General features: G+C 48.8%; 27 protein-coding genes and 2 pseudogenes. 6 read left to right on the top strand and 23 right to left on the bottom strand.

Annotated features, from left to right (window positions below; translation table 11 throughout):
* Positions 1–23: 23 nt before the first annotated feature.
* Positions 24–1,253: pseudogene (locus tag CEQ48_RS20605) on the bottom strand (flagellar hook-length control protein FliK); the annotation flags it as partial.
* A gap of 86 nt (positions 1,254–1,339) precedes the next feature.
* Positions 1,340–2,039 (bottom strand): annotated as a pseudogene (locus CEQ48_RS20600) (flagellar hook-length control protein FliK); the annotation flags it as partial.
* A gap of 35 nt (positions 2,040–2,074) precedes the next feature.
* On the opposite strand from CEQ48_RS20600, the gene CEQ48_RS20075 reads away from it, so the two are divergent.
* Positions 2,075–2,209 (top strand): PTS glucose transporter subunit IIABC, encoded by a 135-nt coding sequence (locus CEQ48_RS20075; protein ID WP_089070914.1) that lies wholly within the window; start codon positions 2,075–2,077, stop codon positions 2,207–2,209.
* An 8-nt stretch (positions 2,210–2,217) separates the two neighbouring features.
* On the opposite strand, the gene fliJ is transcribed toward CEQ48_RS20075, so the two are convergent.
* From fliJ to CEQ48_RS08250, 18 genes are all read right to left on the bottom strand, one after another.
* Positions 2,218–2,661, bottom strand: coding sequence for a flagellar export protein FliJ (gene fliJ, locus CEQ48_RS08335; protein WP_181717666.1), 444 nt, complete (start codon positions 2,659–2,661; stop codon positions 2,218–2,220).
* A 14-nt stretch (positions 2,662–2,675) separates the two neighbouring features.
* A complete protein-coding gene (fliI, locus tag CEQ48_RS08330) occupies positions 2,676–3,995 on the bottom strand; it encodes a flagellar protein export ATPase FliI (RefSeq protein ID WP_089070912.1) in 1,320 nt (439 codons plus the stop codon).
* Between the two features lie 3 nt (positions 3,996–3,998).
* Positions 3,999–4,799: a flagellar assembly protein FliH gene (fliH, locus tag CEQ48_RS08325; RefSeq protein ID WP_181715156.1), complete on the bottom strand. Its 801-nt coding sequence runs from the start codon at positions 4,797–4,799 to the stop codon at positions 3,999–4,001.
* 93 nt (positions 4,800–4,892) lie between these two features.
* Positions 4,893–5,939: a flagellar motor switch protein FliG gene (fliG, locus tag CEQ48_RS08320; protein ID WP_089070910.1), complete on the bottom strand. Its 1,047-nt coding sequence runs from the start codon at positions 5,937–5,939 to the stop codon at positions 4,893–4,895.
* Positions 5,932–7,674, bottom strand: a complete 1,743-nt coding sequence (fliF, locus tag CEQ48_RS08315) for a flagellar basal-body MS-ring/collar protein FliF (RefSeq protein WP_089070909.1) — start codon at positions 7,672–7,674, stop codon at positions 5,932–5,934. Before fliF ends, fliG begins: the two co-directional genes overlap by 8 nt.
* Before the next feature lie 15 nt (positions 7,675–7,689).
* A complete protein-coding gene (gene fliE, locus CEQ48_RS08310) occupies positions 7,690–8,001 on the bottom strand; it encodes a flagellar hook-basal body complex protein FliE (protein WP_089070908.1) in 312 nt (103 codons plus the stop codon).
* Positions 8,002–8,076: 75 nt separating this feature from the next.
* Entirely contained in the window at positions 8,077–9,510 is a 1,434-nt protein-coding gene (locus tag CEQ48_RS08305) for a sigma-54-dependent transcriptional regulator (RefSeq protein WP_198301237.1), read from the bottom strand.
* Positions 9,511–9,512: 2 nt separating this feature from the next.
* Positions 9,513–10,568: a sensor histidine kinase gene (locus CEQ48_RS08300; RefSeq protein WP_089070906.1), complete on the bottom strand. Its 1,056-nt coding sequence runs from the start codon at positions 10,566–10,568 to the stop codon at positions 9,513–9,515.
* A gap of 111 nt (positions 10,569–10,679) precedes the next feature.
* Positions 10,680–12,146 carry a sigma-54 dependent transcriptional regulator gene (locus CEQ48_RS08295; protein ID WP_089070905.1) on the bottom strand — a complete coding sequence of 489 codons (1,467 nt, stop codon included), beginning with the start codon at positions 12,144–12,146 and terminating at the stop codon, positions 10,680–10,682.
* Between the two features lie 231 nt (positions 12,147–12,377).
* The gene (fliS, locus tag CEQ48_RS08290; RefSeq protein ID WP_001214990.1) at positions 12,378–12,788 is read right to left on the bottom strand and encodes a flagellar export chaperone FliS; all 411 of its coding nucleotides are present in this window, start codon (positions 12,786–12,788) and stop codon (positions 12,378–12,380) included.
* A gap of 10 nt (positions 12,789–12,798) precedes the next feature.
* On the bottom strand, positions 12,799–13,104 hold the full coding sequence (gene fliT, locus CEQ48_RS08285; RefSeq protein WP_198301236.1) for a flagellar protein FliT: 306 nt from the start codon (positions 13,102–13,104) through the stop codon (positions 12,799–12,801).
* A 1-nt stretch (position 13,105) separates the two neighbouring features.
* Entirely contained in the window at positions 13,106–15,106 is a 2,001-nt protein-coding gene (fliD, locus tag CEQ48_RS08280) for a flagellar filament capping protein FliD (protein WP_089070903.1), read from the bottom strand.
* A 21-nt stretch (positions 15,107–15,127) separates the two neighbouring features.
* Entirely contained in the window at positions 15,128–15,589 is a 462-nt protein-coding gene (flaG, locus tag CEQ48_RS08275; protein WP_089070902.1) for a flagellar protein FlaG, read from the bottom strand.
* Positions 15,590–15,662: 73 nt separating this feature from the next.
* Positions 15,663–16,793: a flagellin B gene (flaB, locus tag CEQ48_RS08270; RefSeq protein ID WP_089070901.1), complete on the bottom strand. Its 1,131-nt coding sequence runs from the start codon at positions 16,791–16,793 to the stop codon at positions 15,663–15,665.
* A 234-nt stretch (positions 16,794–17,027) separates the two neighbouring features.
* Positions 17,028–18,161 carry a flagellin D gene (gene flaD, locus CEQ48_RS08265; protein ID WP_089070900.1) on the bottom strand — a complete coding sequence of 378 codons (1,134 nt, stop codon included), beginning with the start codon at positions 18,159–18,161 and terminating at the stop codon, positions 17,028–17,030.
* A 294-nt stretch (positions 18,162–18,455) separates the two neighbouring features.
* The gene (locus tag CEQ48_RS08260; protein ID WP_089070899.1) at positions 18,456–19,592 is read right to left on the bottom strand and encodes a flagellin; all 1,137 of its coding nucleotides are present in this window, start codon (positions 19,590–19,592) and stop codon (positions 18,456–18,458) included.
* Between the two features lie 123 nt (positions 19,593–19,715).
* Entirely contained in the window at positions 19,716–20,624 is a 909-nt protein-coding gene (locus tag CEQ48_RS08255) for a Dyp-type peroxidase (RefSeq protein WP_000477170.1), read from the bottom strand.
* Between the two features lie 65 nt (positions 20,625–20,689).
* Complete coding sequence (locus CEQ48_RS08250) at positions 20,690–21,154, bottom strand: DUF2919 domain-containing protein (RefSeq protein WP_085602951.1); 465 nt, start codon at positions 21,152–21,154, stop codon at positions 20,690–20,692.
* A 143-nt stretch (positions 21,155–21,297) separates the two neighbouring features.
* On the opposite strand from CEQ48_RS08250, the gene CEQ48_RS08245 reads away from it, so the two are divergent.
* Entirely contained in the window at positions 21,298–21,654 is a 357-nt protein-coding gene (locus tag CEQ48_RS08245; protein ID WP_089070898.1) for a DUF2956 domain-containing protein, read from the top strand.
* Positions 21,655–21,720: 66 nt separating this feature from the next.
* Here the strand turns inward: CEQ48_RS08245 and CEQ48_RS08240 are convergent, their stop codons facing one another.
* Positions 21,721–22,008, bottom strand: a complete 288-nt coding sequence (locus CEQ48_RS08240; protein ID WP_000423624.1) for a winged helix-turn-helix domain-containing protein — start codon at positions 22,006–22,008, stop codon at positions 21,721–21,723.
* 376 nt (positions 22,009–22,384) lie between these two features.
* Here CEQ48_RS08240 and CEQ48_RS08235 point away from each other — a divergent pair, with 376 nt between their 5' ends.
* The 4 genes from CEQ48_RS08235 to CEQ48_RS08220 are packed head-to-tail and all read left to right on the top strand — an operon-like array spanning position 22,385 to position 24,784.
* Positions 22,385–22,732: an ArsC family reductase gene (locus CEQ48_RS08235; RefSeq protein ID WP_181710802.1), complete on the top strand. Its 348-nt coding sequence runs from the start codon at positions 22,385–22,387 to the stop codon at positions 22,730–22,732.
* Between the two features lie 30 nt (positions 22,733–22,762).
* Positions 22,763–23,896: a succinyl-diaminopimelate desuccinylase gene (gene dapE, locus CEQ48_RS08230; protein ID WP_089070896.1), complete on the top strand. Its 1,134-nt coding sequence runs from the start codon at positions 22,763–22,765 to the stop codon at positions 23,894–23,896.
* 2 nt (positions 23,897–23,898) lie between these two features.
* Complete coding sequence (locus tag CEQ48_RS08225) at positions 23,899–24,573, top strand: M15 family metallopeptidase (protein ID WP_198301235.1); 675 nt, start codon at positions 23,899–23,901, stop codon at positions 24,571–24,573.
* A gap of 1 nt (position 24,574) precedes the next feature.
* Positions 24,575–24,784 (top strand): DUF2897 family protein, encoded by a 210-nt coding sequence (locus CEQ48_RS08220; RefSeq protein ID WP_181710804.1) that lies wholly within the window; start codon positions 24,575–24,577, stop codon positions 24,782–24,784.
* Positions 24,785–24,906: 122 nt separating this feature from the next.
* Here CEQ48_RS08220 and bamC read toward each other — a convergent pair whose 3' ends face one another.
* Together bamC and dapA are read right to left on the bottom strand one after the other, a co-directional pair.
* Positions 24,907–25,926 carry an outer membrane protein assembly factor BamC gene (gene bamC, locus CEQ48_RS08215; RefSeq protein WP_089070893.1) on the bottom strand — a complete coding sequence of 340 codons (1,020 nt, stop codon included), beginning with the start codon at positions 25,924–25,926 and terminating at the stop codon, positions 24,907–24,909.
* Between the two features lie 57 nt (positions 25,927–25,983).
* Positions 25,984–26,862, bottom strand: a complete 879-nt coding sequence (gene dapA, locus CEQ48_RS08210; RefSeq protein ID WP_089070892.1) for a 4-hydroxy-tetrahydrodipicolinate synthase — start codon at positions 26,860–26,862, stop codon at positions 25,984–25,986.
* Between the last annotated feature and the right edge of the window lie 23 nt (positions 26,863–26,885).

Genomic DNA, 26,885 nt, shown 5'->3' with positions numbered 1-26,885 from the left:
TATGTGGTTAATTTTGTATAAGTTTAAGCGTAATAACTGATTCCATCACGCTTTGTTGCCACATTCAAATCAAGTTTGATGTCAGTATCAAGGTTTTCTTCGCTATTGAGCATTTCGTTGCGTGCGCTTTGACCAAAACCAGACTGCTCTTGTCCTGTATAACGCTGCTGTTGTCCCGCACTTTGCTGCTGAACCGAAGTATCGCCCAACTGGACGCCTTGCTGCGCCAACATTTCACGTAACCTTGGCATGGTTTGCTCTAATGCTTCTCGAGCGTGTTGGTTCGCTACAGTGAAATGTACAGTTGCGCCATCACCTTGCATGTTCATGCGAATGTGCATCCGTCCCATTTCCGGCGGATCGAGACGAATATCGATGTTTTTCAGGTTTTTCGACATCATCATCTGCACACGTTCAGCCAGTTGATCGGCCGCCATCTCTTTGTTGAGTGGCACTGCTGCGGCACTGGTTTGCACCATTTGCGACTCAGCGCGGTTTAACGCTTGGTTTTGTGCCGTTCCTTGCCCTGCCGCCGCCGCGATTTGCTGAGCTAAACCCTCTTGTCCAGATTCCCCCACAGCACGGCGTTCATCACTGCCCGCTAAAGCTCTACCACCTAATGCAGCAAGCATGGCCGAACTGGCGGCAAGTTCAGGATTTACCGTCGTGGTAGGGTTTAACATCGGATTCGCTGCTGCCGCTTGAGGTGCTAAAGCGGCCATATCGATAGGATTAGCCGCAGTAGGGTTCATCGGCATCGCGGTTGTGGCCGTTTGTTGTGCCACTAAATGGGCAGGCGTTACCCCTTGTGAGACCGACTGAGCCAACATATTTGGAACAGGCGCTTTCGCTTTGCCCCCTTCTTCAAGCATAGTTTTGAGCTCAGGGTTGAGCGTAGCCAACTCATTGTCAGTCGGGATTGGGGTCCCCCAAGGAATCGCCACTTTGCTACTTTCTGCCGCCACTGTTTGAGGAGCAAGCCCCTCATCGGCCATGATTGACGCAGGATTGAGCGTAGCTTGAGTCAATGGCGTCGCTTTCACCGCTTTACTTTGAGCCACAAGTGCCTCACTCACCTCGGTACTTGGGCTTGCCAAAGTCGCAGTTTGAGCAAGTGTTGGTACCACCGGCATACCCTCTGGCATTGCACCCTCAACTGGTTCAGCTTGCACTGTGGTTGCCGCCGCCAATGAAGCGCCTGTTAATCCCCCAGCTAATGCGCTGCCTATCAGCGCGCTCGCCATCAAATCATCTTCCGAGGTCTCATCTTTAGCTTGCGTTGACGAAGTGTTGACTTGCTCTAATTTCTCATTAGTTGGCTTAGCCATCACAGAATTTGGTATTGAAGATTGTGATTCAAGCGGTAAGGCATCTTCAGGTAACGGCGCTTTCGCCAACATTTCCGGATGTTGCGGATCCAATGCTTGGCCATGTTGCGTAGGCAAAGTTTTGCCGTTTGATTTTGAAAGCGCTTGATTGGACTCGTGTAACCGCCCAAGCAATTTATCGCCCTCGCTCATCGCCTGCGCGGTTTTGCGTTGTAGCTCATCACTGATTGGCTCACCCTCGATCGCATCTGATTTTTTAACCCATTTGGCAAGCGAAGCCGGTATGGGTGCATTGGTGCCTTGTTCCTCTTGCTTGACTGGCGCAACTTTAGTGGAAACCGCTTCACCTTTTTCTAATGATGGCACTTTCTGATCAAGTTTTACTGCGTCGACCTGTAAACTTTCGTCACTGGCGGCCTCAGGATCGGTGGCGCTAAACAAAGCCTCATCCATCTCTGCCGTTAAGGCAGCCTCACTGTCAGCATCCAAAGCAACATCAGTACTCACTTCTGCTTCGCCTTCAGCTTGAATCGCGTTTACATCAGTTCCAAGTTTATCCGATGACGTTTTGCTACCGAAAATAAGAGCATGTAACTGCGCAAAAAAGCCGCCGGAGGCTTCAGCTTCTGCCGCTTCCGTACTGACTGCGCTACTCTTTGCCGTCGAGGCTATTTTACTCGGTTCAACCGGAGGGGTGAGATTCACATTCATATTCGCTACTCGCACAGTGGAATTGAAATCTGAGCATGACCCGCGCAGATCAACTCATCAGTAACAGGTTTGGGTTAACGCCTATTTGCGAAAATCTAGCAAGAAGCAAGCCAAGTGAAAGTTTTATTGCGACAAAGAAGGAGAAGGTAGCGCCGCGACATGAGGTTTAAACTAGACCTTATGAGGAGATACGACGGCGATTGAACATCAGGGTCGAAAATTCATCCATCTGCTTCTGCTCGCGTTTTTCTTGTAATAACTGACGTTCGGTTTGTTTTTTCTCCATCAGCCATTGATAGGATTTACGTTTTTGCCGCATGTTCATCCAGTGCTGCTCGCAGTTTTCGACTTGCAGACGAAAATGCTGCTCAGCGCTTTTTTGCTTGGCTAAGGTTTCATCAAGCTGAGTAAGAAATCGGTTAAGGTGGCCATATTGGCTAGCAGTTAACCCAGATTTGCCGCGCTCCACCAACTGCTGACAATACTCTAAGCGGTACTGTTCAATTTGACGCAGTTGATGATAGTAACTATCCAGCTCGCTACGTGCTTTGCTGAGCGCCAACACGGCTTTGTCTTCCCCTTCCTGAGCTTGTTCGAGCAAGAAATCTAACGCGTTATCCATTTCAATACTCCAAGTTACGAGCTGAGTACATGGCGCAGCATGTTGACGCACATGTCATAAGGCACGGTTTCTTTCATCGCTTGCTGCAAGTACTGATCCAATTTCGGTTTGAGGGTGAAAGCCGCATCAATCGCTTTATCGGTACCTGGTTTGTATGCGCCAATCGAGACTAAGTCTTGATTCTTACGGCACACAGAAAGGATTTGCCGAACCGCTTTCGACATCAGCAAATGTTCATCCGTGGTGATTTGTGGCATCACTCGGCTCACCGATTTTTCGACATCAATCGCCGGATAGTGTCCCGCATCGGCCATTTCCCGCGATAACACGATATGACCATCCAAAATCGCGCGCGAGGCGTCAGCAATCGGGTCTTGTAAGTCATCCCCTTCGGTCAATACGGTGAAAAATGCGGTGATCGAACCTTGGTGCGGACCGCCATTGCCAGCGCGCTCAACCAGCGCCGGCAGTTTGGCAAACACCGATGGTGGATAACCTTTGGTCGCGGGGGGCTCTCCGACGGACAGAGCAATCTCACGCTGCGCTTGAGCAAAACGTGTAAGTGAATCCATCAACAACAGCACATCCAAACCTTGATCGCGAAAATACTCGGCGATAGTCAGGGCCGTTTGACACCCTTTTAAACGCATCAGCGGCGAGGAGTCAGCAGGAGCGGCGACCACTACGGAACGCTGGCGACCATCCACCCCGAGGATCTCTTCGATAAATTCTTTTACTTCGCGTCCCCGCTCACCAATCAACCCCACCACTACAACTTGCGCTGTGGTGCCTCGGGTCATCATGCCGAGGGTGACCGATTTACCGACACCGGACCCCGCAAACAAGCCAATCCGTTGTCCTTTACCCACCGTCAGTAAACCGTTAATCGCCTTGATGCCCACATCCAAAGGTTCGTTGATCGGTTTACGTGCCAGTGGGTTAATCGGTATGGCATTGAGTGAAGCGCGTTGATCGGTATAAATCGGGCCTAAACCATCGAGAGGATTACCCACACCATCAATCACGCGCCCTAGCAGTTCCATGCCTACAGGCAAACCAGATTCAGTGGTAATTGGGGTGACTTTAGCTCCGGGGATGACACCGATGATCTGCTCGCTAGGCATCAAAAAAAGGTTATCGCCAGAAAACCCCACCACTTCTGCTTCCATCTCGCCGTTCATGGTTTCGACTTTACACAGACTTCCGACGGGCGCTTTGCAACCTGTGGCTTCCAGCGTCAAACCCACAACACGCACTAACTTGCCCGAAGCCATGGGTCTGGTGGTGTGTCCTTCGACTTTGTATTGGGCAAGGCGATCCGCTAACGCTAACATCGGCTACTCTCCCGGATGGTGACGGTTGATACCGCAGAAGCTTTTCAGCACGCTACGAATCCTATCTTCCATTCGATAGCTGACGCTTGACTCGCCCGCTTCAATCTGTACATCACCACGGCTTAACGCCGGTTCGCTGAGCAAAGTCCAGTTGCGGGTTTGTATTTCTTGCTCACCATACGCTTGGCGGATGATCTCTACATCTTCTGGATTGAGTTTGAGAGTAATTGCATGCCCTGCAATCGGCAGCGCTTCGACTGAGGCTTTGACGGTATCGAGGATCACTTGTGGATTGGTTTGCACTTCAACGTGCACCACTTCTTTGGTCAACGCGAGTACCATGTCCACCAGTTGCTTTTCGACCTGAGCATTGAGCAGATCAAGGGGCTGAGCAAACTGGTTCGCCAGCGCCATAAAGACTTTGACTTGTTCTTGAATTAAGGCTTGCCCTTCAGCAACACCGTCTTGGTAGCCTTGCGTCTGCCCTTCTTGATGGCCCGCTTGAAAACCTTCGGTTTTGCCTTGCTCAAAGCCTTGCTGATAGCCTTCCGTTTGACCTTGCTCAAAACCCTCTTGTTGAGCAGCGGAGCGGATCAGCGCGATTTCTTCTTCACTGAATTCGTGTTCGACTTCCTGTTCAGGCTCGTCAAAGCTAGGGACCCAGCCCGGATCGTAATTAAAGGCGGTCTGTTTGGCCGCTTTGTTACTCTCCGCACCGTAATCCGGCAGCCCCCAACGTTGAGGTGTGACTGTCGCATCATCTGTACCCGGACGAATAAAACCACGCTTTCTTTCACCAGACATTGTGATCCTCAATCATGCAGCAAGTTCAGTTAACCTTGTTCAAAGTAACCTTCGTCGAAGGAAACAGGATCGGCTTACACCGATCCTGCTTGATTATAAGAATTCGTCGGCACCGCCACCCAGCATGATCTCGCCGTTGTCGGCCATGCGACGGGCAATCGCCAAGATCTCTTTCTGTGCGGTTTCCACATCCGATACTTTGATCGGTGGCATCGCCTCCAAATCGTCTTTCATCATCTCAGCGGCACGTTTTGACATGTTTTTGAAGATCTTCTCACGCAGCCCATCGTCTGCCCCTTTGAGAGCTTTCTGCAGCACATCTTGTGGAACATCACGCAGCAATTTTTGAATGCCTTGGTCGTCGACTTCGACCAAATTCTCAAACACAAACATCAGATCTTGGATCTGAGTTGCCAAATCTTCGTCTTGTTCGCGCATCTGTTCCATCAACACGCTTTCGATGTTGTTGTCCAGATAGTTCATGATGTCCGCCGCAGCTTTTAGGCCACCAATTTTGGCCGCTTGCGCACCGGCTTGACCCGCGAACTGTTTCTCCATGATTTCGTTCAACTCGGCCAGTGCAGAAGGTTGTACCTCTTCCAAGTTGGCGATACGCATCAACAGATCAAGGCGATCACGCTCAGCAAACTGCGCCAAAATTTCTGCCGATTGATCCGGTTCGAGGTAAGACAAAACAATGGTTTGGATCTGTGGATGTTCGTTGACAATAATGCTCGCCACTTGGCGCGGATCCATCCATTTCAGAGAATCCAGACCTTTCGATCCGGTACCAAGCAGAATTTGATCCACCAAGTTGTTGGCTTTATCGGCACCCAGTGCCGCCACCAAGGCATTACGCAGGAAGTCTTCACTACCCATGCCAATGTTGGTGTATTTCTGAATATCTTCCAAAAAGGCGCGGTGTACCGCAGACACTTTAGTTTGGCTTAAATCTTTGGCGCGTGCCATGGCGCTACCCACCCGTTGTACCTGCTTAGGCTCGAGGTGGCGAATGATGCCTGCGGCATCTTCTTCATTCAAACTGAGCAGCAGGATGGCTGCTTTTTCATCACCGGGAATTTCACTGATATCAATGGTTGATTCGACCACTTCTCCACCATCTTTATTATCTTTAGCCATTTTGCATCCAGTTCTTCACCACTTGAGCCGCAAGTTCTGGCTCGTTTGCCACCAAAGCACGTACTGCTTTCAGTACGTCCTCATCCTTGTGAAGATTAGGCAGATCAATGCCTGAACCAAATTCGAACAATTCGCCGCTTTCAATATCGCTACCGATGAGGCTAGTCTCACCGTCAGCGCCAATCGGCATACCATCCGGGCCGTACATTTGATCATCCGAATCTGCCGCAGGGTTGATAAGTTTCTTCATCGCTGGGCGTACCAGAACCAAGATAACGATGATGATGACCAATGCGCTGGCGAACCAACGAACCCAATCGTTGAAGTTTGGATGTTCCCAAATTGGGGTATCCACCATCTGTTCCACTTCAGGCTCAGCAAACGGCATGCTGAGGACATTCAGCAAATCTCCACGATTCTCACTATAGCCTACGGTGCCAATAAGGACCTGACGAATCGAATTGAGATCTGCTTCACTGAGTGGCGTGTATGTGATTTCGCCGGTGTCAGGATTGACATTTGAACGGCTTTTTACCGCGACCGCCACCGTTTGGCGATTCACCACGCCAGACTGTTTACGCTCGTGGCTGATAGTGGTGTCGAGTTCATAGTTACGTGTCGCTTCTTTATGCACCGACCCTTGCCCCAACACTGAGCCATCTTTCATCTGCGCCACATCTTGTGGAATAGAAGCATCAGCGGGAGGTTGGTTACTGAGAGCGCCTGGTACACCAGCGACGACATTACCGTTGTTGTAATCTTCCAGCGTGTATTCACTGCGTGTGGCTGGCGTATTGGGGTCAAACACTTTGCGTGTCTGCTCCACCGCACTGAAATCGAGTTCAATATCCACCTGCGCAGTGTAATTGCCCAAACCAAGGATCGGGATCAATACCGAGTCAATTTTTCCACGCAGCGCTTCTTCTTGTTGTTTCTCCAGTTCCTGCTCTTTACGGCGAGCCGCAGAAACGGGATCTTGTGAACCTGAGCTGAGCAAACGACCATGCTGATCGGTGACGGTAATACGGCTCGGTTTCATTCCCGGTACCGCACTGGCCACCATATCGACCACGGCATCAATCTCTTCTTGTTTAAGGTTGGCTCCCGTGCGTAAAGTCAAAAACACGGACGCTGACGCTTCTTGGTTATGGCGAACAAATACACTTTGCTTTGGCAATGCAAGCAGTACGCGAGCTTTGTTGACTTGGCGCATCTCTTCAATCGCTTTCGCGAGTTGACGTTCACGGCTCAATTTGAGGCGTTCTTGTTCTAGACGCTGTGATACACCAAAGCCCATATCCTGCATCAAAATTTCATCGCCGGCCTGACGCTCTTGATTTAATCCAGCGCGTACCATGGAGAGTTTGAGGCTGTTGTAATCACTGACGGGCACCAAAATGGTATTGCCATCAAGTTTGTATTGCTGTTTCTGTTGATCGAGGTAATCCAACACGGGGATCAGTTCTTCGGTTTCGTAAGCACCCAGCGGACGCATATCCGGCTCACGCACCCAGAAGAACAGCATGACGATAAGGGCAACGCAGATTGAAATAGACAGTACCAGTACCACTTGGCGCAATAAATCGAGATCACCAACGGTAAAGTCCATTTTGCTACTTTTTTCGTTGATGTCCGGATTCTGCGTATCGTGGTCAATGTCAGAGCCCGCCATTAAAGCATGCTCACCACCACTATTGCTCAACGCGAGATCGGTTGTTTGTTTATCATCGGCCACAATCTATTACCCAAGTTATACTGGCATATTCATCAGTTCTTTGTACGCTTCAACGAGCTTATTGCGTACTTGAATAGTCGCTTCAAACGCCACACTCGATTTGTTACGGGCGATCATCACATCAGAAAGAGAAATCCCTTCATCGCCGCGATCAAAGCGCATTTGCATATCGCTTGAGGTCTTTTGCAGGCCGTTTACGTTGTTGATCGCTTTAGTCAACATGGCACCAAAGTCAGCGCCAACTTTCTGACCTGTCGATGTAGGCTGAGTGTTCATTGCCTCAAACATCATCGCCTGCATTTCGTTATTTAAACCGTCAAGTCTCATTGCTACCTCTGATGCCAATTGTTTGACTCAAAAATCCTAGTCCTAACTCTAAAGAGCAATTTATATGCCATGCCCTCAACCGGGGATATCAATCCCTGCATCACGCATTTTGGCGAGTTTGTAACGTAAAGTGCGTGGGCTAATACCCAACTTCTCCGCCATCTCTTTGCGGCGTCCCTGACATTCGGCCAACGTATCAAGAATAATCGCAAACTCTTGGTCACGCAGTTCGCCACCCAAACCTGAACTTTGCGAGCTACTGCTTTGCCCACCACCTTGCACTAGGGGTTTAAACACTTCAGGTTCTGCCACAGGTTTGATCTGCGGCGCAGCCATCGACTCTCCTGCCACCGCTTGTTGTAAGCTGCTGGCATCGTGCCAATCGACCCCTTCCAGTAGTATGTGCTCACTCTGAATATGGCCGTTTTCACTTAAGATCAAAGCACGCTGCACCACGTTATCCAGCTCGCGCACATTCCCCGGCCATGGGTAATTCAGCAGTTTAGTGATGGCATTAGGCGCAATGCTCGGAACTGGTAAACCCAGCTTTTTGCAGTGACGCTCAATCAGATGGTTAGCCAGCGGCTCAATATCGTCTTTACGCTCACATAAGGCTGGCCAAGTGATTGGAAATACATTCAAACGGTAGTACAGGTCTTCACGGAAATGTCCGGCTTGCACATACTGTTTCAAATCACGGTTACTGGTCGCGAGCACGCGAACATCGAGTTTGATGCTTTTGCGGCTCCCTAAGCGCTCCACTTCACGCTCTTGCAGTACCCGCAGCAGTTTCGCTTGCAGATTGAGATCCATTTCGCTGATCTCATCGAGCAAAATGGTGCCACCTTGGGCTTGTTCGAACTTACCGGGACACGCTTGTACGGCTCCGGTAAACGCGCCTTTTTCATAACCGAACAGCGTCGCTTCTAACATGTTGTCAGGAATCGCCGCGCAGTTAATCGCAATAAATGGTCCCTCTTTACGAGGAGAGGCATTGTGGATGTAACGTGACATCACTTCTTTACCAGAGCCGCTTGGCCCCAAAATCATCACGTTGGCATCGGTCTTCGCCACTTTGTCGGCTAAGGCGAGCAGCTTGAGGCTTTTCGTATCCGCGACCACGGCATCACCGTTGTCATCTGACTTTACTGGCGCGTAACGGCTGACCATGTTCAGCAGCACTTCTGGCGCAAAAGGTTTAGCCATGTAGTCAATCGCGCCATCTTTCATGGCCGATACGGCATCTTGAATATTGGCGTAAGCGGTCATCAGCAGTACGGGCAAATTCGGCCAGTGCTGTTTAATACTGCGTAGCAGAGCCAAGCCACCCATGCCTGCCATTTGCACATCAGAAACCACAATGTCGACACTGTTTAATTTGAGCTTGAGCAGAGCGTCTTCTGCACAATCGGCCTCCAGCCACTCATAACCCGCTAAAGCCAAGGTGTCGATCAACGCTTCGCGAAGACCTTCGTCATCTTCTACGATTAAGACTTTGCTTTGAGCCATCTTCACTCTCCAGTCTCTGAGTTTGAGCTATCTGTCTGACGTTCAAGGGGAATGCACATAGTAAAACAAGCGCCCTCTCCCTCCTTGGATATCAGTTCCAATCGCCCACCATGGGCACGGCACACCATCTGCACCACCGCTAGACCAAGGCCAGTGCCTTGTGAACGAGTAGTAAAAAAGGGTTCCATGATTTTGTGTTGCAACGACTCTGGCACACCGGGGCCATTATCTTGCACGGAAATTTTAAGTTCGCCATTCACAGGGCGGAAAAACACATCAATTTGTGAGCCTTTGCCAGCAATTTGCAGCGCATTCATCACCAAATTACTCAGCGCGGAAGCCAAAGCATTAGCATTTCCAAGCAACATGGTCTCTTCATTTTCGACTTCTTGCCCATAATCGATCTGATTATTTTTCAGCGCCGTTTCGACCATAGGCATAAACTCAGCGGCTAGATCCCCAATCGAGAAAGGCATCACCACCTTATTATCGCCACCTTTGGCAAACAGTAGCATGTCGTTAACTTGCTTTTCCAAATCGTGCAGTCGGTCAACCAACTTACTTTGAAAACGCTCACGAGTAGCAGGAGGTAAATTCGGTGCTGCGAGATTTGCGGCATACAGCATGGCACTGGACAGTGGTGTTCGCACTTGGTGAGCCAATGAAGCCACCATGCGTCCCAAGGAAGAGAGACGTTGCAGATCACTGATCCGCGACTGCAATAGACGAGTTTCGGTTAAGTCGGTGATCAAAATGAGCTGCCCCGTTGTCGAGGCGGAGATCGCCAAGCGCACTTTGCGCCCATTGCGCAGCGAGATTTCATGACCATCATCGTCACGCGGAGCAAAAGCAATCTGGATCACGCTGTACCATTTTTCACCGACTAGCGGAACATCCAGTAAACGCTGTGCTTCTGGGTTGGCTTCACGCACTATGCCTTGGGTATCGAGCAAAATCACCCCAGCGGGCATCACATCCAATACCTGTTTATAGCGCTCAACTTGATCTTCTAACGAGTCCAAATGGGAATGCTGCTCTTGCACTGCGCTGCTCATCATTCACTCTCTGTTTTTAAATACAACAATGGCTTGGCACGCAAGAGTCATGCCAAGCCATTTATATTTAAAATCAACACGTTAATCAATGCCAATATATTGACTATGGTTTTCCTAGCGTTGCATGTTGTATTTGCGCATCTTCTCAACCAAGGTGGTGCGACGCATACCGAGCATGTCTGCCGCTCTCGCCACCACCCCACCTTGCGCTTCTAACGCTTGGTTGATGAGGTTCACTTCTAAATCGGCGAGCAACTCTTTGAGATTCACCCCTTCAGGTGGCAGCGCTTGTGGCGCATCAATATCAGGGGCAAATTCCTGTTGCTCTTCAAAATTGAAGTCTTCTGCAAAAATTCCTTCTAAAACATCACGCTCTTGCTCTTCAACTGAACTAAAGCGACTCGGCTCTGGCTGAAACTCAGGAATGTCACTGTAACGGTATTTGGTCGGCAGGTGGTTCACATCCACTAAGCTGTTCGGATAGAGAATCACCATACGCTCAACCAAGTTGGCGAGCTCACGTACGTTGCCCGGCCAGTTATGCTCCATCATCGAATTGATCGCACGCGGCGTGAAGCAGATGGGCTGCGCGCCTTCGGCTTCCATGCGAGTCATCAGCTCTTGTAGCAACAAAGGAATGTCATCAATCCGATCGCGCAAGGCTGGCATTTCGATGGGGAACACGTTTAAGCGGTAGTAGAGATCTTCACGAAATTTCTGTCCGTCAATCATCTCTTCCAAATTACGGTGCGTTGCCGCAATCACACGAACGTTTGCCTTGATGGTGCTGTTACCACCCACCCGTTCAAAACAGCGCTCTTGCAGCACGCGCAGCAGTTTAACCTGCATGCTCATCGGCATATCGCCAATTTCGTCTAAAAACAGTGTGCCACCCTCAGCCAGCTCAAAACGGCCTTTACGTGCGGTAATCGCTCCGGTAAACGCCCCTTTTTCATGGCCAAACAGTTCACTTTCCAGTAATTCAGCCGGAATCGCACCACAGTTGATGGGCACAAAAGGACCATTACGGCGTCCTGAATGGTAGTGAATGTTGCGCGCGACCACCTCTTTACCTGTGCCCGACTCACCGAGGATCAGCACGTTGGCTTCCGTGGTCGAGACTTGTTCAATCAAGTGACGAACTTCTTGAATCCCCATACTTTGCCCAACAAGGCTACGAAATAGGGTATTTTTGCGCGCGGTAGCAAGCACTTGAAAGCCCTTGCGCCCGAGAAATTCTTTACAGTGACGCAAAGCATCGCTCAACTGCGGATAGTTGAGCGGGAAATCTAACTCACCCACATAATTGGGGAATTCTTCTAAGGAATAAGGCTGCTTATTGGCAACCAGCAATGGAATATGGTTAGCTTTGGCCAGAGATTGAATTAATTGTTCAGAAAGCGCTTGACCACGCAACGAGCCTAAAATACACCCGCCCCACACGACCGACCAATTGATTTGGTCAATCTGAGTAGACTCAATGACCTCACACTGCTCCCCTACAAATTCTAAAATGACACTGAGATTGAGCCGGAGCGCGGCATCGTCCTCAATCACAAGTAGTTTCGCTACACTCTGCATAGGTGAGATTATTTGCCTTTATTATAAGAAGTTGTGGTTGCACCGTTTGAACATCATTTTCAGGTGTTAGTTTTGATTCTGGATCCTGAATAAACGATAGACAATTTGTGGAAATCAGCAACAAAAAAAGCCACTTGGCTAGTTAGTGGCTTCTATTCTATTTAAATCAGCAAATAAGGCAACCAAGCATTTGCTGGGTGTGATATCTGTTAAAAGTTTCTCTGACAGAAATCAAATACCCACTTCAGCAGCAGTCAAGTTGTGATATTCAGGAGGAATTTGATCCCAAGCTGACTTTATTTCACGAATGATCTCAATCACGTCATCCAGCATTTGTGGATCATTTTTATGGTTGGCTTGGGTAATTTGATTGACCATAAAGTCATACAGTTGATCGAGATTCTTGGCGATGTCGCCACCGTCTTCCATCGACAAGCAACTGCGTAGGCTAATGATAATATCCAAGGCTTTACCTAAACGTTCACCTTTCACAGGGATGTTACCTTGTTGCATCGCTGCCTTACCTTGGATCAGGCGCTCAATCGCTCCGGCCATTAACATCTGGACGATTTTATGCGGTGAGGCCGCACTTAGCTGGCTATCCACTGATACTTTTTTGTAAGCCTGTAAAGAACCACGCATAGTCTTCCTCTTATAAAAACTTTTTGTATTGCTGAACCGATTTATTTCCGTGGCGATATTTATGGAGTGTTTGCCCCATCGCCGCCGTTTTTAACTGCATCTGTTCCACAAGTTGTTGAGTATTACCAATTGCCTTGAGCCATAAATCGGACTTTGCCAATTCTGGGTGATCGGCCAAATAACCTAACAAGCTATGCAATAGCTGTTCCCTGTTATCGACCAACTGCAAAATATCTTCAGTATGAATGTCATCTTCCGCAAGAAGAGTTGCGATTTGTTGATCGAGATCACTCAAACGCTGCAGTTCTGATTCCACATTAACCACCTAACGCGTTCATCATGCCCGCTAACTGCGACTGCATCTTGCTGGTTGCATCTTGCATGGCACTGAATTTTGAATGGGTACGTTTTTCCAAACTTTCCATACGGCGGTCGAGAGAACGTTGGTCGTCATCCAATCGGTAAGTCTGTTCATTCAAGCTCTTTTCTCGGGTACGGATTGAACCCGTAACCCCAGTCATGCTCGAAATCGCATCTTCGACCCGCTTAGCAAAGCCTTGATTGCCGCCAAAAAACTCACCCAACTTAGTGAAGTTGTTATTCAATTGGCGGTCAAGCATAGCATAGTTGATTTCTAGCGTCCCTTGTCGGGTGGTGGTGATCCCAAACTCAGTCAGTGATTTGAGGTTTTCTGGCGCTTGATCAATGCTCGATGAGAAGACGGTTTTTAATCGTGAGTCTGCGCTACGAACTATGCTGTCACCCGCTAAAGGGCCGGCTTGTCCGGTTCGTGGATCAACACCCGCGAGCTCTTTACTGGTTTGGAAAAACTGATTATAGGCCGCGACAAACTGTTCGATGTCGTTACGCACTCGTTCACGGTCATATTCAATGCCGATTTCCGCGGGTGGCTGATTGCGATCGGTTTTGCCTTTGAGGGTTAAGTTGACCCCTTCGATCGCATTTTCGATGATGTTGTTATTGCTCGATAAGGTCGCCACCCCATCCAGCACCACCATAGAGTCTTGCGCCGATTGCACTTCGGTCATGCCGCCGTAGCCATCAAAGGCACTTTGCGCCGCATTCAAGGCCGCTTGCGCTTTTTCAACTTGTTCAATGTAGGCACGCTCTTCTGGGCTAAGTTTCGCGCGCGCTTGGGCTTTGGCTTCTTCTGGCGTCATTTTTCCGCTGCGGATCGCCGCTTCAATCTGCGCTTTCTCTTGCGCTAATTTCTGTTCTAGCTTTTGCTGCGCTTCTTGCGGCGTGACGTAGGAATCGAGCAGTGTACCGGATGCGGCGTTACTCCACCCGGGCACGTCAGCGGCCTTTTTTTGACCTTGAGCATCCAGTTCTTCTTCCGGTTCCCAGTAGGAATCGAGCAAGGTGCCTGACGCGGTTTCTGTCCAGCCCGGAATTCTGTCTTCCGGTCTGATGTATTTTTTGGCTTCACTGGCGGCATTAGCCGCGGCTTTTACCGCACTATCGGTTAACTCGCTAGCGTTAAGCACGTCTCCTGCGGCACCTTGTGCACTTTGTGCGGCACTTCGAATTTCTTGTGCGACTTCTTGATCGACCAGCCGAGCAGCATCGCCAATTTTTTCCGCGACTTTGGCGGCGACTTTTTGCTGTTCAGGGGTGAGTGGGGCGATGAGTTGCTGAGCTTGCGCACGCGCTCTTTCTAAATCACGAACTCGCTGTTCGAGGGTTTTGTATTCGAGTTGCTTAAGTGGATTACCGGGTTCCGCTTGAGCGGACATTTTTACGCTGTGATCTTTGCCTGACACGTTAGAGGCAACGATCAGCCGCGGCCCTTCGATATCATTGATGATCGAGGCTCGCACGCCCGGGTTGGATTTTTCACCATTGATCCCACGGACAATATCGACCAACTTGGAGTTGCCTTGCACATCCAGCGTAAAACTTTTATCGCCCAATGAAATATGCAGCTTGCCCGGACCAAATTTTGCGTCTTTGTCTAACACTTCAGACGCAATTTTATGGCTTTGAGCAAGCTGCAACACATCGACGGAGTAGTTGCCAGCAATAGCTTCCGTGGTGGCTGTCGCGGAGACAACCTGTTCGTTACTGGTGTCGACTTTGCGTACAGCAAAAGCCTTCTCCTGACGAAACTGGGTCATCAGATTTTTCATCGTATCCAGCGACTCTCTGAGCCGACCATAGGCGCTGATACTGGTGTCAATGTTGGAGCGCTCATTGTCAATGCGTTGCTGCTTAGGTACGCGCTCCGCACTGACAATTTTGCTGACCATGCCATTGATGTCAAAGCCAGTATTCATCCCCATCGGGCCTAAACTCATTCAATCACCTCAAAAACCGTGTTACACCTTTGCCATCAGTAAACCGGATCGATGATCCTGTTCACGGGCAAGGCGGCGCAATACTTCAAGCATCTCTTCCTCGGGGATTTGGCGAATAATATCACCCGTCGAGGCTTCGTAGATAGTAACCACCTCACGCCCGGATTCATGATCCAATCTGAAAGACAGGCCTTTGTTAATGGATTTCACAAACTCATTCATTTGCTCCACCATTTTGGCAAGTTGCTCCTCGTTAAGACGTTGGCGCTGCTTCGCTTGCGCCACGGCCGTCTCTACCGATTCTTGCTGTCTTGCCCTGACCTGCTCAGAAAAGTGTTCAGATAATTTATCTGTACGCGAAACCGAGCGGCTGTTATCCCCTGAAAGCGAAACGCTTTTTGCATTATCGTTTTCTGAAGCAATTTTAGTGCCACTTTGTGAGCCGTAAGGCTGGATGTTCGATGCGTAGGATGGTATTTCCATAACAATCTCCCTTCCACCTTATAAGTAACATTGAATCCACAAGTTACTTACTAGCTCAATTCCGCTCAAAGGGTTACCCCAATAAGCTCAGAGCTGCAGATGGTGACTGCTTCGCTTGCGCCAATACAGAAGTACTCGCCTGCTGCAATATTTGCGCCTTCGTCATCGCCGTGGTTTCACGAGCATAATCGGTATCGCGGATACGGCTACGAGACGCATTGACGTTTTCGTTGACATTATCCAAGTTACTGATCGCATGACCGAAACGGTTCTGGAATGCACCTAATGAAGCGCGTTGGCTATCCACCGCCTTCAAAGCACCATCCAGCACTGAAACGGCTTCTTGTGAACCCGCTACTGTTGAAACATCCACATTCGCAACAGTCACATCACGGCCAGCATCAAAACCAATTTCACCGCCCAGTCCACCACCAATGGTCACATCACCATTGACTTTTTGTGATGAAGCAAACAGTTGTAGCTTACCGTCTTCACCGACCGAGGCTTTGACATCTTCGGTTTGACCGTTGATATAAGTCGCAAGCTCTTCTAAGTCGTCACCTTGTTTGGCATTAATGATCACTTCACGTGCTTCACCCTGTTTGTTAGTGTAGTTCAGGGTTAGATCGGTTGCTGCGCCGACACGCCAGTCTGCGGCTTTACTATCTTGAGCTCGATAGCTTTTACCTCCCATGGCTTGAGTATCCGAGCGCATACTGCCCATGCTGAGCATGACGGCTTCACCCGAATCCGCACCAATCTGGAACGATTTACTACCAAACGAACCATTCAGCAGTTTGTTACCACCAAAAGAGGTGGTTTCTGCAATACGGTTCAACTCGTCATTGAGGGCAGACACTTCTTCTTGAATCGCGCGGCGTTCCGAAGAAGAGTTTGAGCCGTTAGAGGATTGCAACGCAAGATCGCGCATCCGTTGTAAGATGTTGGTCGTTTCGTTCATCGCCCCTTCTGCAGTTTGGGCGATGGAAATACCATCGTTGGCGTTTTTCACCGCCATGTCCAAACCACGACTTTGCGATGTCAAACGGTTAGAAATTTGCAGACCTGCGGCATCGTCTCGGGCACTGTTGATTTTGTAGCCGGACGACAAACGCTCCATCGATTTCTGCATACCATCAGCAGCGCCATTTAAATAGCGCTGAGCGGTCATGGCAGACACGTTCGTGTTTACATTAATTGCCATATTGATCTCCTTAGGCGGATAAGTTGGTAAACCTCGGTGTCTCTCACCTCACCTCGGTTTACCTCATTTCTCTCGTATCCTGTAACGGCGAGAAATAAATATCCTTTAGAGAAATTTCAGGCTTTTTTTCAAAAAAAGAAAATCCTCTCCACTTTCGTGAAGTTAGGCACTCATTAATGAAACTGGCTGAAATAAAAAATCCAGCCGAAGCTGGATTTTTTGGCGGTGTGGGGATTAACCCAACAGGCTGAGTGCGGCGTTTGGCGCTTGCTTGGCCTGAGCCAGCACAGAGCTTGATGCTTGAGATAGGATTTGCGATTTGGTGAGCGCAGTCGTCTCTTTCGCGAAATCGGTGTCCTTGATACGGCTCTTAGAAGCATTCACGTTTTCGTTAATGTTATCCAAGTTGCTGATTGCATGGTTGAAGCGGTTTTGGAACGCACCCAGTTCAGCACGGTGACTATCTACATACTTCAGTGCAGAGTCGATAACCGCAACCGATTGTTGCGCGCCACCGACTGAAGTTACATCGATAGTGTCAACAGTTTCTGCTGTGCCCGCTTGCATGTTCAGAGCACCCGCTAGGCCACCAGAGAACGCCACATCACCGGTTACTTTGTTGTTACCAGCAAAGATTTGTAGCTGACCTTTCTCGTTGACAGACGCCTTCACCATGTCGGTTTGACCGTTGATGTAAGTCGCCACTTCTTCGATATCATCGCCTTCTTTAGCATTAACGGTAATGGTTTGATCCTGACCGTCGATATCTTTCAGCGTGAAGGTGATGTCGTTCGCGCCCGCTTGAACTTTCCAATCTTTGTCTTTTGCGTCAGCCGCGACATAACTGGTACCGCCCATCATGCGGTTATCACTGCGCATGTCTTTTAGGGTCAGCATCACAGCTTCACCATTGTCAGCACCGATTTGGAATGACTTGGTTGAGAAAGTGCCGTTGAGCAGTTTGTTGCCGCCGAAAGAGGTAGTTTCAGCCACACGGTTCAATTCATCGTTTAACGCGGTGATCTCTTCTTGGATTGCCACACGCTCGGCTTTGGAGTTTGAGCCGTTCGCAGATTGCAGAGACAAGTCACGCATACGTTGCAGAATGTTAGTAGTTTCATTCATTGCGCCTTCTGCGGTCTGAGCAATTGAAATACCATCATTCGCGTTGCGTACTGCTACATCCAGACCGCGGCTTTGTACGTTCAAGCGGTTAGAGATTTGTAGGCCTGCTGCATCATCTTTAGCGCTATTGATTTTAAAGCCTGAAGATAGACGCTCCATTGATGTTTGTTGTGCGTTTGTTGCACCAGTCAAATAACGCTGTGCTGTCATTGCTGATACGTTGGTATTTACATTTACTGCCATGGTGATTTCTCCAATTGATTTTCCGATGTATCCGGTTTCCGACGTCTCGGAAAACCAAAGTAGTTCTCTCAAAGTTACCTTTTATAACGGCGCGTTTTTTAAATCCTTTAGGAAAAATTTTCGATTTTTTAAGAAAAAAGTTTGGTTGGCGATAAATCAGTCATCAAACACATAAAATGCGCAAAAAGTGCACTTGGGCACTCAAGATTTTTCTACCGTGGGCGATAAGGTGAGCTTGATCTTTAGTTAGACAAATAATTCATTATCGTCATATAACGAATAGGTCGGGCAAAGTTAGTTACGCAGTAAAAACAGTACAAACTTTGGCTGGCGTTTCGCTTGAGCAAGCACAGAAGTGCTGACTTGCTGCAAAATTTGCTGCTTAATCATTTGCGTGGTTTCTTTGGCGTAATCCGCATCTTTAATCCGGCTGTTCGAAGCCGCTAGGTTTTCATGCACATTATCGAGGTTACTGATCGCGTGTTGGAAACGATTTTGCATCGCCCCCAATTCAGAACGGTGTCCATCGACATATTTCAGTGCCGTATCAATGACAGAAACGGCGCGCTGCGCTCCGCCTGCACTGCTGATATCGAGATTATCCACCGCTTCATACCCCAACAAGTTGAGTTGTAACTCGTTGGCTAGGCTACCACCAAACGCCAAGGTTCCTGAGGTTTCTTTCCCCGCGATGTAAAGCTGGAGCTGCCCCTTTTCATTCACGGACGCAGAGACTTTATCGGTTTGACCATTGATGTAAGTCGCCAACTCTTCAATATCGTCCCCCTCTTTGGCTTGGATCTGAATGTTCTCATTCTCCCCTTGCGCATTAACGTAGCTGATATTGAGTTGTTGTTTACCTTTTGTGACTTGCCACTGTTTATCGGCCAGCGCAGCCGCAACATAGCTAAACCCGCCCATCTCCAAACTGTCAGATCGCATATTGCGCAGTGAAAGCTGCACGGCTTCACCACTGCTGGCACCAATTTGGAAACTGGCTTTCATAAATTGGCCATTGAGCAGCTTGCGTCCCGCAAAAGAGGTGGTTTCAGCAATTCGATTCAATTCATCGTTTAAAGCGGCCATTTCCTCTTGTAATGCAGTTCTTTCGGCAGCACTGTTTGAACCGTTGGCCGATTGCAAAGATAGGTCGCGCATGCGTTGCAATAGCTGAGTGGTTTCTTGCATCGCCCCTTCTGCCGTCTGCATGATCGAAATACCATCGTTGGCATTGCGCACAGCAATGTCGAGGCCACGCATTTGCGTTTCCAAACGATTGGAGATCTGCAGTCCTGCAGCATCGTCTTTGGCACTGTTGATTCGATTGCCAGAAGAGAGCCGCTCCAGAGATTGATTGAGCATCTCGGACGCAGAATTAAGATGTCGCTGTGCTACCAGCGCAGACACATTGGTATTTACCGTCATGGCCATGGCTGCTGCACTCCTTACACGATTGCTTACTTGTTCTTTTATCGGTGTAAAGTGAGTTTTCTTTAATCAAAAAACCGAGCACTAGGCTCGGCTTTGGCATGAAACATATGCAACGGTGTTGCATTATTGATTCTTGAGTGTCAGTTCCTGCAACATCACTTGCGATGGTGCAAAGAAATAAGCCCCTGTCACGGCTTTGGTAAAGCGCAGCAGTTGGTCTGTTTTGCCATCAGTGACACCGTACATGCTTTCCAGCATGGTTTTGAAATTATGCAGCGTGTGACAGTACGCGATAAACAGTAGGCCGTGATCGCCGCTCACGCTGCCATAGGGCAAACTGTGGCGAACAATCTTCAACCCTTTGCCTTCTTCTTTAATATCCACTCGGCCCACATGCGAAGCGGCAGGAACATTTTCTAGCTCGACGGAGTCAGGCTTAGTACGACCAATCACTTTTTCTTGCGCCGCTAAGTTGAGACGATTCCACGCTGGCAAATTATGCACAAAGCGTTGTACCATCACATAACTGCCTCCCGCAAAGTCGCCATCGGCCACCAACGCGACTTCCGCGCGTTTCTCAGCTTTCGGGTTTTCTGTGCCATCAATAAAGCCCGTCATGTCACGTGCGTCTAAATAACGGAAACCATAGGTTTCATCCACGATTTCAATATCTTGAGCGATGTCGCTAATCCCTTTACGTAGAGTATAAAACAGCAAATCGTGGCGCGTGGCGTGACAATGGATCAACACATCCACATCCGTGCTTGGCGCGTGAGTTTCGCCCTCACCCAGCTCAGGAAAATCAATCAGTTCTGGTGGCGACGCCATCTCAAAATGGCTCCAAAAACCTTTGCTGAACGCGACAGAAACCGTCAGCTCGGCTCCCGGCTGATTTTGATTGATTTCCTCAACTAACGCAGGCAAAGCCTTAAGCGCTTGCAAAACATGGGCGTGGTTCTGACGAACTTTCAGTAGTGTGTACAGGGCAAACGGGCCAGCTTCTGGCAAGATTGCGGTCTGTGACTTAAACATAACGAATCCTCACTTTTCGGTTTTGCTCAGTGTAATAAAAAGAAAAATCATCGCGTTGATGATGATCATGCCTTATCCAACGCGGGGGCTTGTAAACTGTCGCGCACATGGCGACTCTGCACGAGGTAAATGCCAAACCACAGTAATAAGAGTAGGGTCAATGCGTTGGCCCAGTGAAAAGCCCCCTGCTGCAAGTAAACGTGAAAAGCCGTTTGCACAAATTGGCCTATCACAACGAATAAAGAAATCGCACGACCTTGCGCGACAATCTGATTGACCCATTGCCGCTGCGAACTGCGTAACGTGATGAGCCACATTAAGGCAAGCGCCGGAGCCCCCATCGCAAGTCCAACATACAACAAAGAGTGATCGGGATAGATCAATGAGAGCAAATGGGAACCTTGTTCGCGGCTCACCCCCGCCATCACAAACATGACCCAAGCTCGATTAAGAAACAGCCATCCTAGCCATAGCCATATCGGTGCTTTTAAAAATCCTTGACTATCATACTGTTCAATCGAATAACGCACGGTTTTCTCAACTCATAAAACACAGGCTGTTCACTCTAGCGCAATTCCCCTAAATGACCACTGCTTATTCTTAGCTCACCCCATTTTTTACCCTGCGCTCACATGCTAGTCTTAGTCCTAAGCTTTTTAAACCGTATAGATTAATGAAAAACACGACTCTCATTCCGTCAGAACAAACCCAGCAAGAGGCGTTAAAAATTGCGAAAGCGACTCAGCGCCCCGGACAAACCAAAGAGCAAACTAAGCTCATCACTCAAGGTATCGAAAAAGGGATTGCTTTATACAAAAAGCAGCAGAAAGAGAAACACCGGCAGGCAGATAAGCTGCGTAAAAAAGCGTTAAAAGCCAAGCAATCTTCGACAGAGGAAATCCACGAAGCGGATGACTATGTAGCCGAACTCGGCGATGACTCTCATACCAATCAAGCCAAACTCGCATGGGTATTATTAGCGCTCAGTTGGCTAGGTTTTATCAGTTACTGGTTGTGGCAAAACAGCTGACGCACCAAGCCGCATGATGTGCCAAGCCGCATAATGTGGAAAATGAAAAAGCCAGCGATGCTGGCTTTAAGCACAAAACCCTAAGCTTGCCGCAATGTCTTTTTTGCGTTCGGTGACCCATTGGCTGTCAAAGGGCCCCCAGTCAGAAAGCTGGTAGTAGCCATCATTGTGTCGGCGGCCATCTTGCACGAAGTTCAGTTCAATACCGATACCCGGCATGGCTTTGATGACATCTTGGATAGTACGACGAGGCCAGCCAGTCTTTTCAATCAGTTTAGGGACATTGGGTCGCTCAAGGCTCTCCACAAGCAAAGCTAAATATAAGCGCCTTGCGAATACAGGACTCAGTTCCATTGATACCTCCTAAAGTATGCTGTGCTCATTATTTCCGTTTTACTGTGTTATGTGTTGCGTTTGATCAATAACTTGCCAATCGATTTACTTTAATGGGATATTTTTTCTTTGTGTGAAATATCTATACCCAAACTACTTGGAGTTGCAGGTAGGCGGCAAATGAGTAAATCCCCATGAGCATAGCGACACTATGTGATTGGGGTGAGCGAATGCAGCCAACGCCGCTGCAACTTCAAGTAGGAAGGGGATACATCACTCTTTTGTCTCTGCCTGCCCTTCCTGTTAGGATTGAACGCACAATAAGCAAGGTTGCCCTAAGCTCAACACCATGAAGCAACCCATTCAGGCCTTCAATAAAACCCATTTAAGGATAAACATGACGATCACTCTGTATGGCATTCCGAACTGCGACACCATGAAAAAAGCCCGTAAATGGCTAGAACAATCGGGTGTCGCCTACCAGTTTCATGACTATCGCAAAGAGGGGGTTACCCCGGAATTGGTGGCTGGATTTTGTAGCCAATTAGGTTGGGAACAAGTACTCAATAAGCGCGGCACAACCTTTCGTCAACTGAGTGATGAGCAAAAAGCCACTTTGAATGCCGACAATGCCGTGGCATTGTTAGTAGAACATCCGGCGATGATTAAGCGCCCTATTTTACAACGTCAAGATGAACTGCATCTTGGCTTTAGCGATGCCCAATATCGCGCTCTTTTTTCTTAAGCTTTTTGATTAATACAAGGAATTTCAAGGATGACAGATAGCCCTGTACTGGCTCTGGCAAAAGATCTGATTAGCCGCCAATCCGTTACTCCTGCCGACGCAGGATGTCAGGATCTGATGATTGAGCGTTTAAAAGCGCTGGGTTTTGAAATTGAAAGCATGGTGTTTGAAGACACCACCAACTTCTGGGCTCGCCGCGGCACGCAATCTCCCCTGTTTGTTTTTGCAGGTCATACCGATGTGGTGCCTGCCGGCCCTCTGGCGCAGTGGCACACTCCTCCTTTTGAGCCGACTGTGATTGATGGTTTCCTGCATGGGCGTGGCGCAGCAGATATGAAAGGCTCGCTGGCTTGTATGATTGTGGCGGTAGAGCGTTTTATTGCCGAACACCCCGATCATCAAGGCTCGATCGGTTTTTTGATCACTTCTGATGAAGAAGGCCCCTTTATCAACGGTACCGTCCGTGTCGTAGAAACGCTAATGGCACGTAACGAACTGATCGATATGTGTATCGTCGGTGAGCCGTCCAGTACCCTAGCCGTAGGCGATGTGGTGAAAAATGGCCGTCGTGGCTCCATCACGGGGGATTTGAAGGTAAAAGGCACTCAAGGCCATGTTGCTTATCCGCATCTGGCTAATAATCCCGTGCATAAAGCGCTCCCCGCATTGGCCGAACTCGCCGCCACCCAATGGGATGAAGGTAACGCCTATTTCCCACCCACCAGCTTTCAAATTCCTAACCTGCAAGCGGGTACTGGCGCATCGAATGTCATCCCTGGGGAATTTGATGTGCAGTTTAACTTCCGCTTTAGCACAGAGCTAACCGATGAAGAGATCAAACGTCGCGTACATTCTGTCTTGGATGCTCACGGGCTGGATTACGATGTGAAATGGACACTCAGCGGCCAGCCATTCCTGACCGATGCCGGCGAGCTACTCGCCGCAGTCGTGGCGGCCGTAGAGGAAGTTAACCATCAAGCCCCTGCGTTACTGACGACAGGCGGAACATCCGATGGTCGCTTCATTGCCCAAATGGGCGCGCAAGTGGTTGAGCTCGGTCCCGTTAATGCCACCATTCACAAGGTAAACGAGTGTGTACGTATTGCGGATTTAGAGAAATTGACCGATATGTATCAAAAAACCTTAAATCATCTTTTAGGCTAACTATGACCCCAGAGCAGCTGACCGGGCAAACCGACACACATTTGATCTCCGTAATGGTCGGACAAAAAGCGTTTCAAGTGCATCCGCAAGTGAGTGCGGATCTTTTAGCACTCAAACAAGCGGCGCAAGATGCAGGGTTTAATCTTTGTATCGCCAGCGGTTTTCGCTCCTTTGAACGCCAACTGGCGATCTGGAACCAGAAAATGCTCGGTCAAAAACCGCTGCTCGATGAACATAGCCAGCCATTGAATAGCAACACACTGAGTGAAGCTGAAAAAGTACTAGCCATATTACGCTGGTCAGCCTTGCCGGGCGCAAGTCGTCACCATTGGGGAACGGATTTTGATGTGTATGACCGCGATGCTTTACCAGAGAACACCAGTCTGCTGCTTGAACCGTGGGAATATCTTGAAGGGCATCAAAGTGAGTTCTCTCAATGGCTAAACGCACATCTGGCTCAATTTGGTTTTTTCCTACCCTATCAGCATGGTCAAGGGATTGGCTTTGAGCCTTGGCATATCAGCCATAAACAGGCTGCGCAGCAATGTTTAGCGGCACTGACCGAGCCTCTATTGCTTGAGCAACTCTCTGCCGTAGCGATGGAAGGAAAAGCGACCATCCAAGCGCTGTTGCCAGAGATTTATCAGCATTTCATCACGAATATTTGTGAGGTATAACATGGAGATACTGTTTAACCCTTGGGTGATCTCGTTGATTGTGGTCGCCGTGATTGTCGGGAATATTGCCGCGCTTAAATACACCGCCAACATGAAATTTGGGCAAATGGATAAAAAAAGCGAACTTGATCGGCTGAATGAACTGGATCAGAAACTATACCCGCGTTCACCCAATGACGCTGAGGACACCTCTGAACCGAAAGATAAGTGATAACACTAAATAACAAAGGGATGCCAAGGCATCCCTTCTTTCTCATCTCTACTTTTCTACTTTCTCTATCAATCTTCAACGTTCGATAAAACTTGGTAGGAAAACAGAATTCACGATTAGGATTATTTCTTATCCACCACCGCAGAGAGCACAGGTACCATCTCTTTCAACAGCGCTTCATTGACCGGTTTACCCGCAGAGTCTGTCACGTTAATCGAAGTACGGTTACCCAAATCACCAAACAGGAAGGTATAAGTACCTGATTTAAGCTCAATCGGTTTTACCCCGACCTCTTCCCAGAATTCATCATCTGGTGCGGCGTATTTGGCTTTGACCGTACCTTGTGACTGGTTACGCTCTTCGATGGTAAAGCCCATATGGGGCAGTAACTCCGGCAAACGCTGCCAGAACACATCATAAGGGGTACGCGCAATAATCACAGGGAAACCACTGCGATCTGAGCCCATGGTAATCGGAATTTGCTTGACCAGCTCTTGGGCACGACGCGCCGCTTCCGCACGCACATCGGAGTCGTAACGAGTTGTCACCAAGTTGGTCATAAAGGCGTTGTAACGCTCTTTATTAGTGGTACTGACCGTTTGTACTTGACCATTTTCGCGCCAACCAATCAGTGCGATTTTAAAGCCATAACGATTATTGGTTTCCACCATCGACATTAGGTAGCGGCTGCCAATCGTCACATCTTCATCTTCTGATACCCAATCGACCCAATCCGTTTCCACCATAGAATCGGTTTGCTTACGCAGGGGGATTTTGCGCTCCGCAATCATTTTCAACGCGGTATCCCACACTTTTTGAGCTTCATCTTGGCGCAACATCCATAAGGTCACCTCGCCATTTTGACGTTCTGCGCGAGCGCCTGGAATAAGTTCCAACACTTGTTGTGGCGGGCGAATATCCACCACATTACCCACACCACCATGAAATGCCCCCTGCGGAATATCATAGTTAGGGTAAAACTGCGGAGTGGCACCTTGTGGCAATACCCAAGGCTTAAATTCTGTGGTTTCGAGATAGTCGAAATCGTCTTTGGCTTGGCGTCGTTGCGTGGGGCTGCTGGAGCAAGCACTTAAAACCAAAACAGCCAGTGAACCGAGAACTAGCTGGCGAGAAAACTTCATTGAAACTCCTAAAAATTGCCGGGGTCATGATACCCCGGCATTGTAATGGATCGCGCCTTAATAAATACAGGCTTCAGACAGGGCTTGGGCAACGATTGGGCGTGCTTGTTCCGAAAGTTGCGTCAAAGGTAGACGCAGATCACCATTTGCAATCAATCCAATCTTATGGGCAGCCCATTTCACCGGAATTGGGCTCGATTCGATAAACAGATTTTTATGCAGAGTCATCAAGCGTTGGTTGATGATCGCCGCTTCTTCAAACTTACCATCCAGTGCCAAATGCATCATCTTAGCCATGTCGGCAGCAGCGATATTGTTGGTCACTGATATCACACCTTGTCCCCCGAGCTTAACGAACTCAAGGCCTGTGGCATCATCACCACTGAGTAGGACAAAACCTTCTTTACACATCTCACGGTGCTTCGCAACACGGCTTAAATCACCGGTCGCATCTTTCAGTGCGACAATGTTCTTGATTTCAGATAAACGGGCAACGGTTTCTGGGCGCATATCCACTGCGGTACGTCCCGGAACATTGTACAAAATCACGGGAATATCGGTTTCTTGCGCAATCGCGTTGTAGTGCAGAAACAGGCCTTCTTGGGTCGGCTTATTGTAATAAGGCGTGACACTCAAATACCCAGCAATACCTGTGTTATTCAGCAGGCGGCTAAACGTAACCGCTTCGTGGGTCGCATTCGCGCCTGTTCCAGCAATAATAGGCAGACGACCTTCAGCGAACTCCACCGTTTTTGCTACTACTTTCACGTGTTCTTCGACAGTTAGCGTCGCGGATTCACCGGTGGTGCCAACGGAAACAATCGCATCGGTTCCTGCATCAACATGGAAATCGACCAGCTTTTTCAGGCTGACATAATCGACTTCACCGTCCGGAGTAAATGGGGTAATTAACGCAACGATACTTCCTGAAAACATGTCTATCTCCCTAATCTGATACT

The sequence above is a fragment of the Vibrio tarriae genome, assembly GCF_002216685.1.
Taxonomy (GTDB): Bacteria; Pseudomonadota; Gammaproteobacteria; order Enterobacterales; family Vibrionaceae; genus Vibrio; species Vibrio tarriae.
The sequence above is the reverse complement of the archived record's forward strand: the minus strand, read 5'-3'. Positions and strand labels throughout refer to the sequence as shown.

Excerpts from the sequence above, each read along its gene's own strand:
- CEQ48_RS20075 (WP_089070914.1), top strand. The coding sequence starts at position 2,075 with ATGACCCGCGCAGATCAACTCATCAGTAACAGGTTTGGGTTAACGCCT.
- fliJ (WP_181717666.1), bottom strand. The coding sequence starts at position 2,661 with ATGGATAACGCGTTAGATTTCTTGCTCGAACAAGCTCAGGAAGGGGAA.
- fliI (WP_089070912.1), bottom strand. The coding sequence starts at position 3,995 with ATGTTAGCGTTAGCGGATCGCCTTGCCCAATACAAAGTCGAAGGACAC.
- fliH (WP_181715156.1), bottom strand. The coding sequence starts at position 4,799 with ATGTCTGGTGAAAGAAAGCGTGGTTTTATTCGTCCGGGTACAGATGAT.
- fliG (WP_089070910.1), bottom strand. The coding sequence starts at position 5,939 with ATGGCTAAAGATAATAAAGATGGTGGAGAAGTGGTCGAATCAACCATT.
- fliE (WP_089070908.1), bottom strand. The coding sequence starts at position 8,001 with ATGAGACTTGACGGTTTAAATAACGAAATGCAGGCGATGATGTTTGAG.
- CEQ48_RS08305 (WP_198301237.1), bottom strand. The coding sequence starts at position 9,510 with ATGGCTCAAAGCAAAGTCTTAATCGTAGAAGATGACGAAGGTCTTCGC.
- CEQ48_RS08300 (WP_089070906.1), bottom strand. The coding sequence starts at position 10,568 with ATGATGAGCAGCGCAGTGCAAGAGCAGCATTCCCATTTGGACTCGTTA.
- CEQ48_RS08295 (WP_089070905.1), bottom strand. The coding sequence starts at position 12,146 with ATGCAGAGTGTAGCGAAACTACTTGTGATTGAGGACGATGCCGCGCTC.
- fliS (WP_001214990.1), bottom strand. The coding sequence starts at position 12,788 with ATGCGTGGTTCTTTACAGGCTTACAAAAAAGTATCAGTGGATAGCCAG.
- fliD (WP_089070903.1), bottom strand. The coding sequence starts at position 15,106 with ATGAGTTTAGGCCCGATGGGGATGAATACTGGCTTTGACATCAATGGC.
- flaG (WP_089070902.1), bottom strand. The coding sequence starts at position 15,589 with ATGGAAATACCATCCTACGCATCGAACATCCAGCCTTACGGCTCACAA.
- flaB (WP_089070901.1), bottom strand. The coding sequence starts at position 16,793 with ATGGCAATTAATGTAAACACGAACGTGTCTGCCATGACCGCTCAGCGC.
- flaD (WP_089070900.1), bottom strand. The coding sequence starts at position 18,161 with ATGGCAGTAAATGTAAATACCAACGTATCAGCAATGACAGCACAGCGT.
- CEQ48_RS08260 (WP_089070899.1), bottom strand. The coding sequence starts at position 19,592 with ATGGCCATGACGGTAAATACCAATGTGTCTGCGCTGGTAGCACAGCGA.
- CEQ48_RS08255 (WP_000477170.1), bottom strand. The coding sequence starts at position 20,624 with ATGTTTAAGTCACAGACCGCAATCTTGCCAGAAGCTGGCCCGTTTGCC.
- CEQ48_RS08245 (WP_089070898.1), top strand. The coding sequence starts at position 21,298 with ATGAAAAACACGACTCTCATTCCGTCAGAACAAACCCAGCAAGAGGCG.
- CEQ48_RS08240 (WP_000423624.1), bottom strand. The coding sequence starts at position 22,008 with ATGGAACTGAGTCCTGTATTCGCAAGGCGCTTATATTTAGCTTTGCTT.
- CEQ48_RS08235 (WP_181710802.1), top strand. The coding sequence starts at position 22,385 with ATGACGATCACTCTGTATGGCATTCCGAACTGCGACACCATGAAAAAA.
- dapE (WP_089070896.1), top strand. The coding sequence starts at position 22,763 with ATGACAGATAGCCCTGTACTGGCTCTGGCAAAAGATCTGATTAGCCGC.
- CEQ48_RS08225 (WP_198301235.1), top strand. The coding sequence starts at position 23,899 with ATGACCCCAGAGCAGCTGACCGGGCAAACCGACACACATTTGATCTCC.
- CEQ48_RS08220 (WP_181710804.1), top strand. The coding sequence starts at position 24,575 with ATGGAGATACTGTTTAACCCTTGGGTGATCTCGTTGATTGTGGTCGCC.
- bamC (WP_089070893.1), bottom strand. The coding sequence starts at position 25,926 with ATGAAGTTTTCTCGCCAGCTAGTTCTCGGTTCACTGGCTGTTTTGGTT.
- dapA (WP_089070892.1), bottom strand. The coding sequence starts at position 26,862 with ATGTTTTCAGGAAGTATCGTTGCGTTAATTACCCCATTTACTCCGGAC.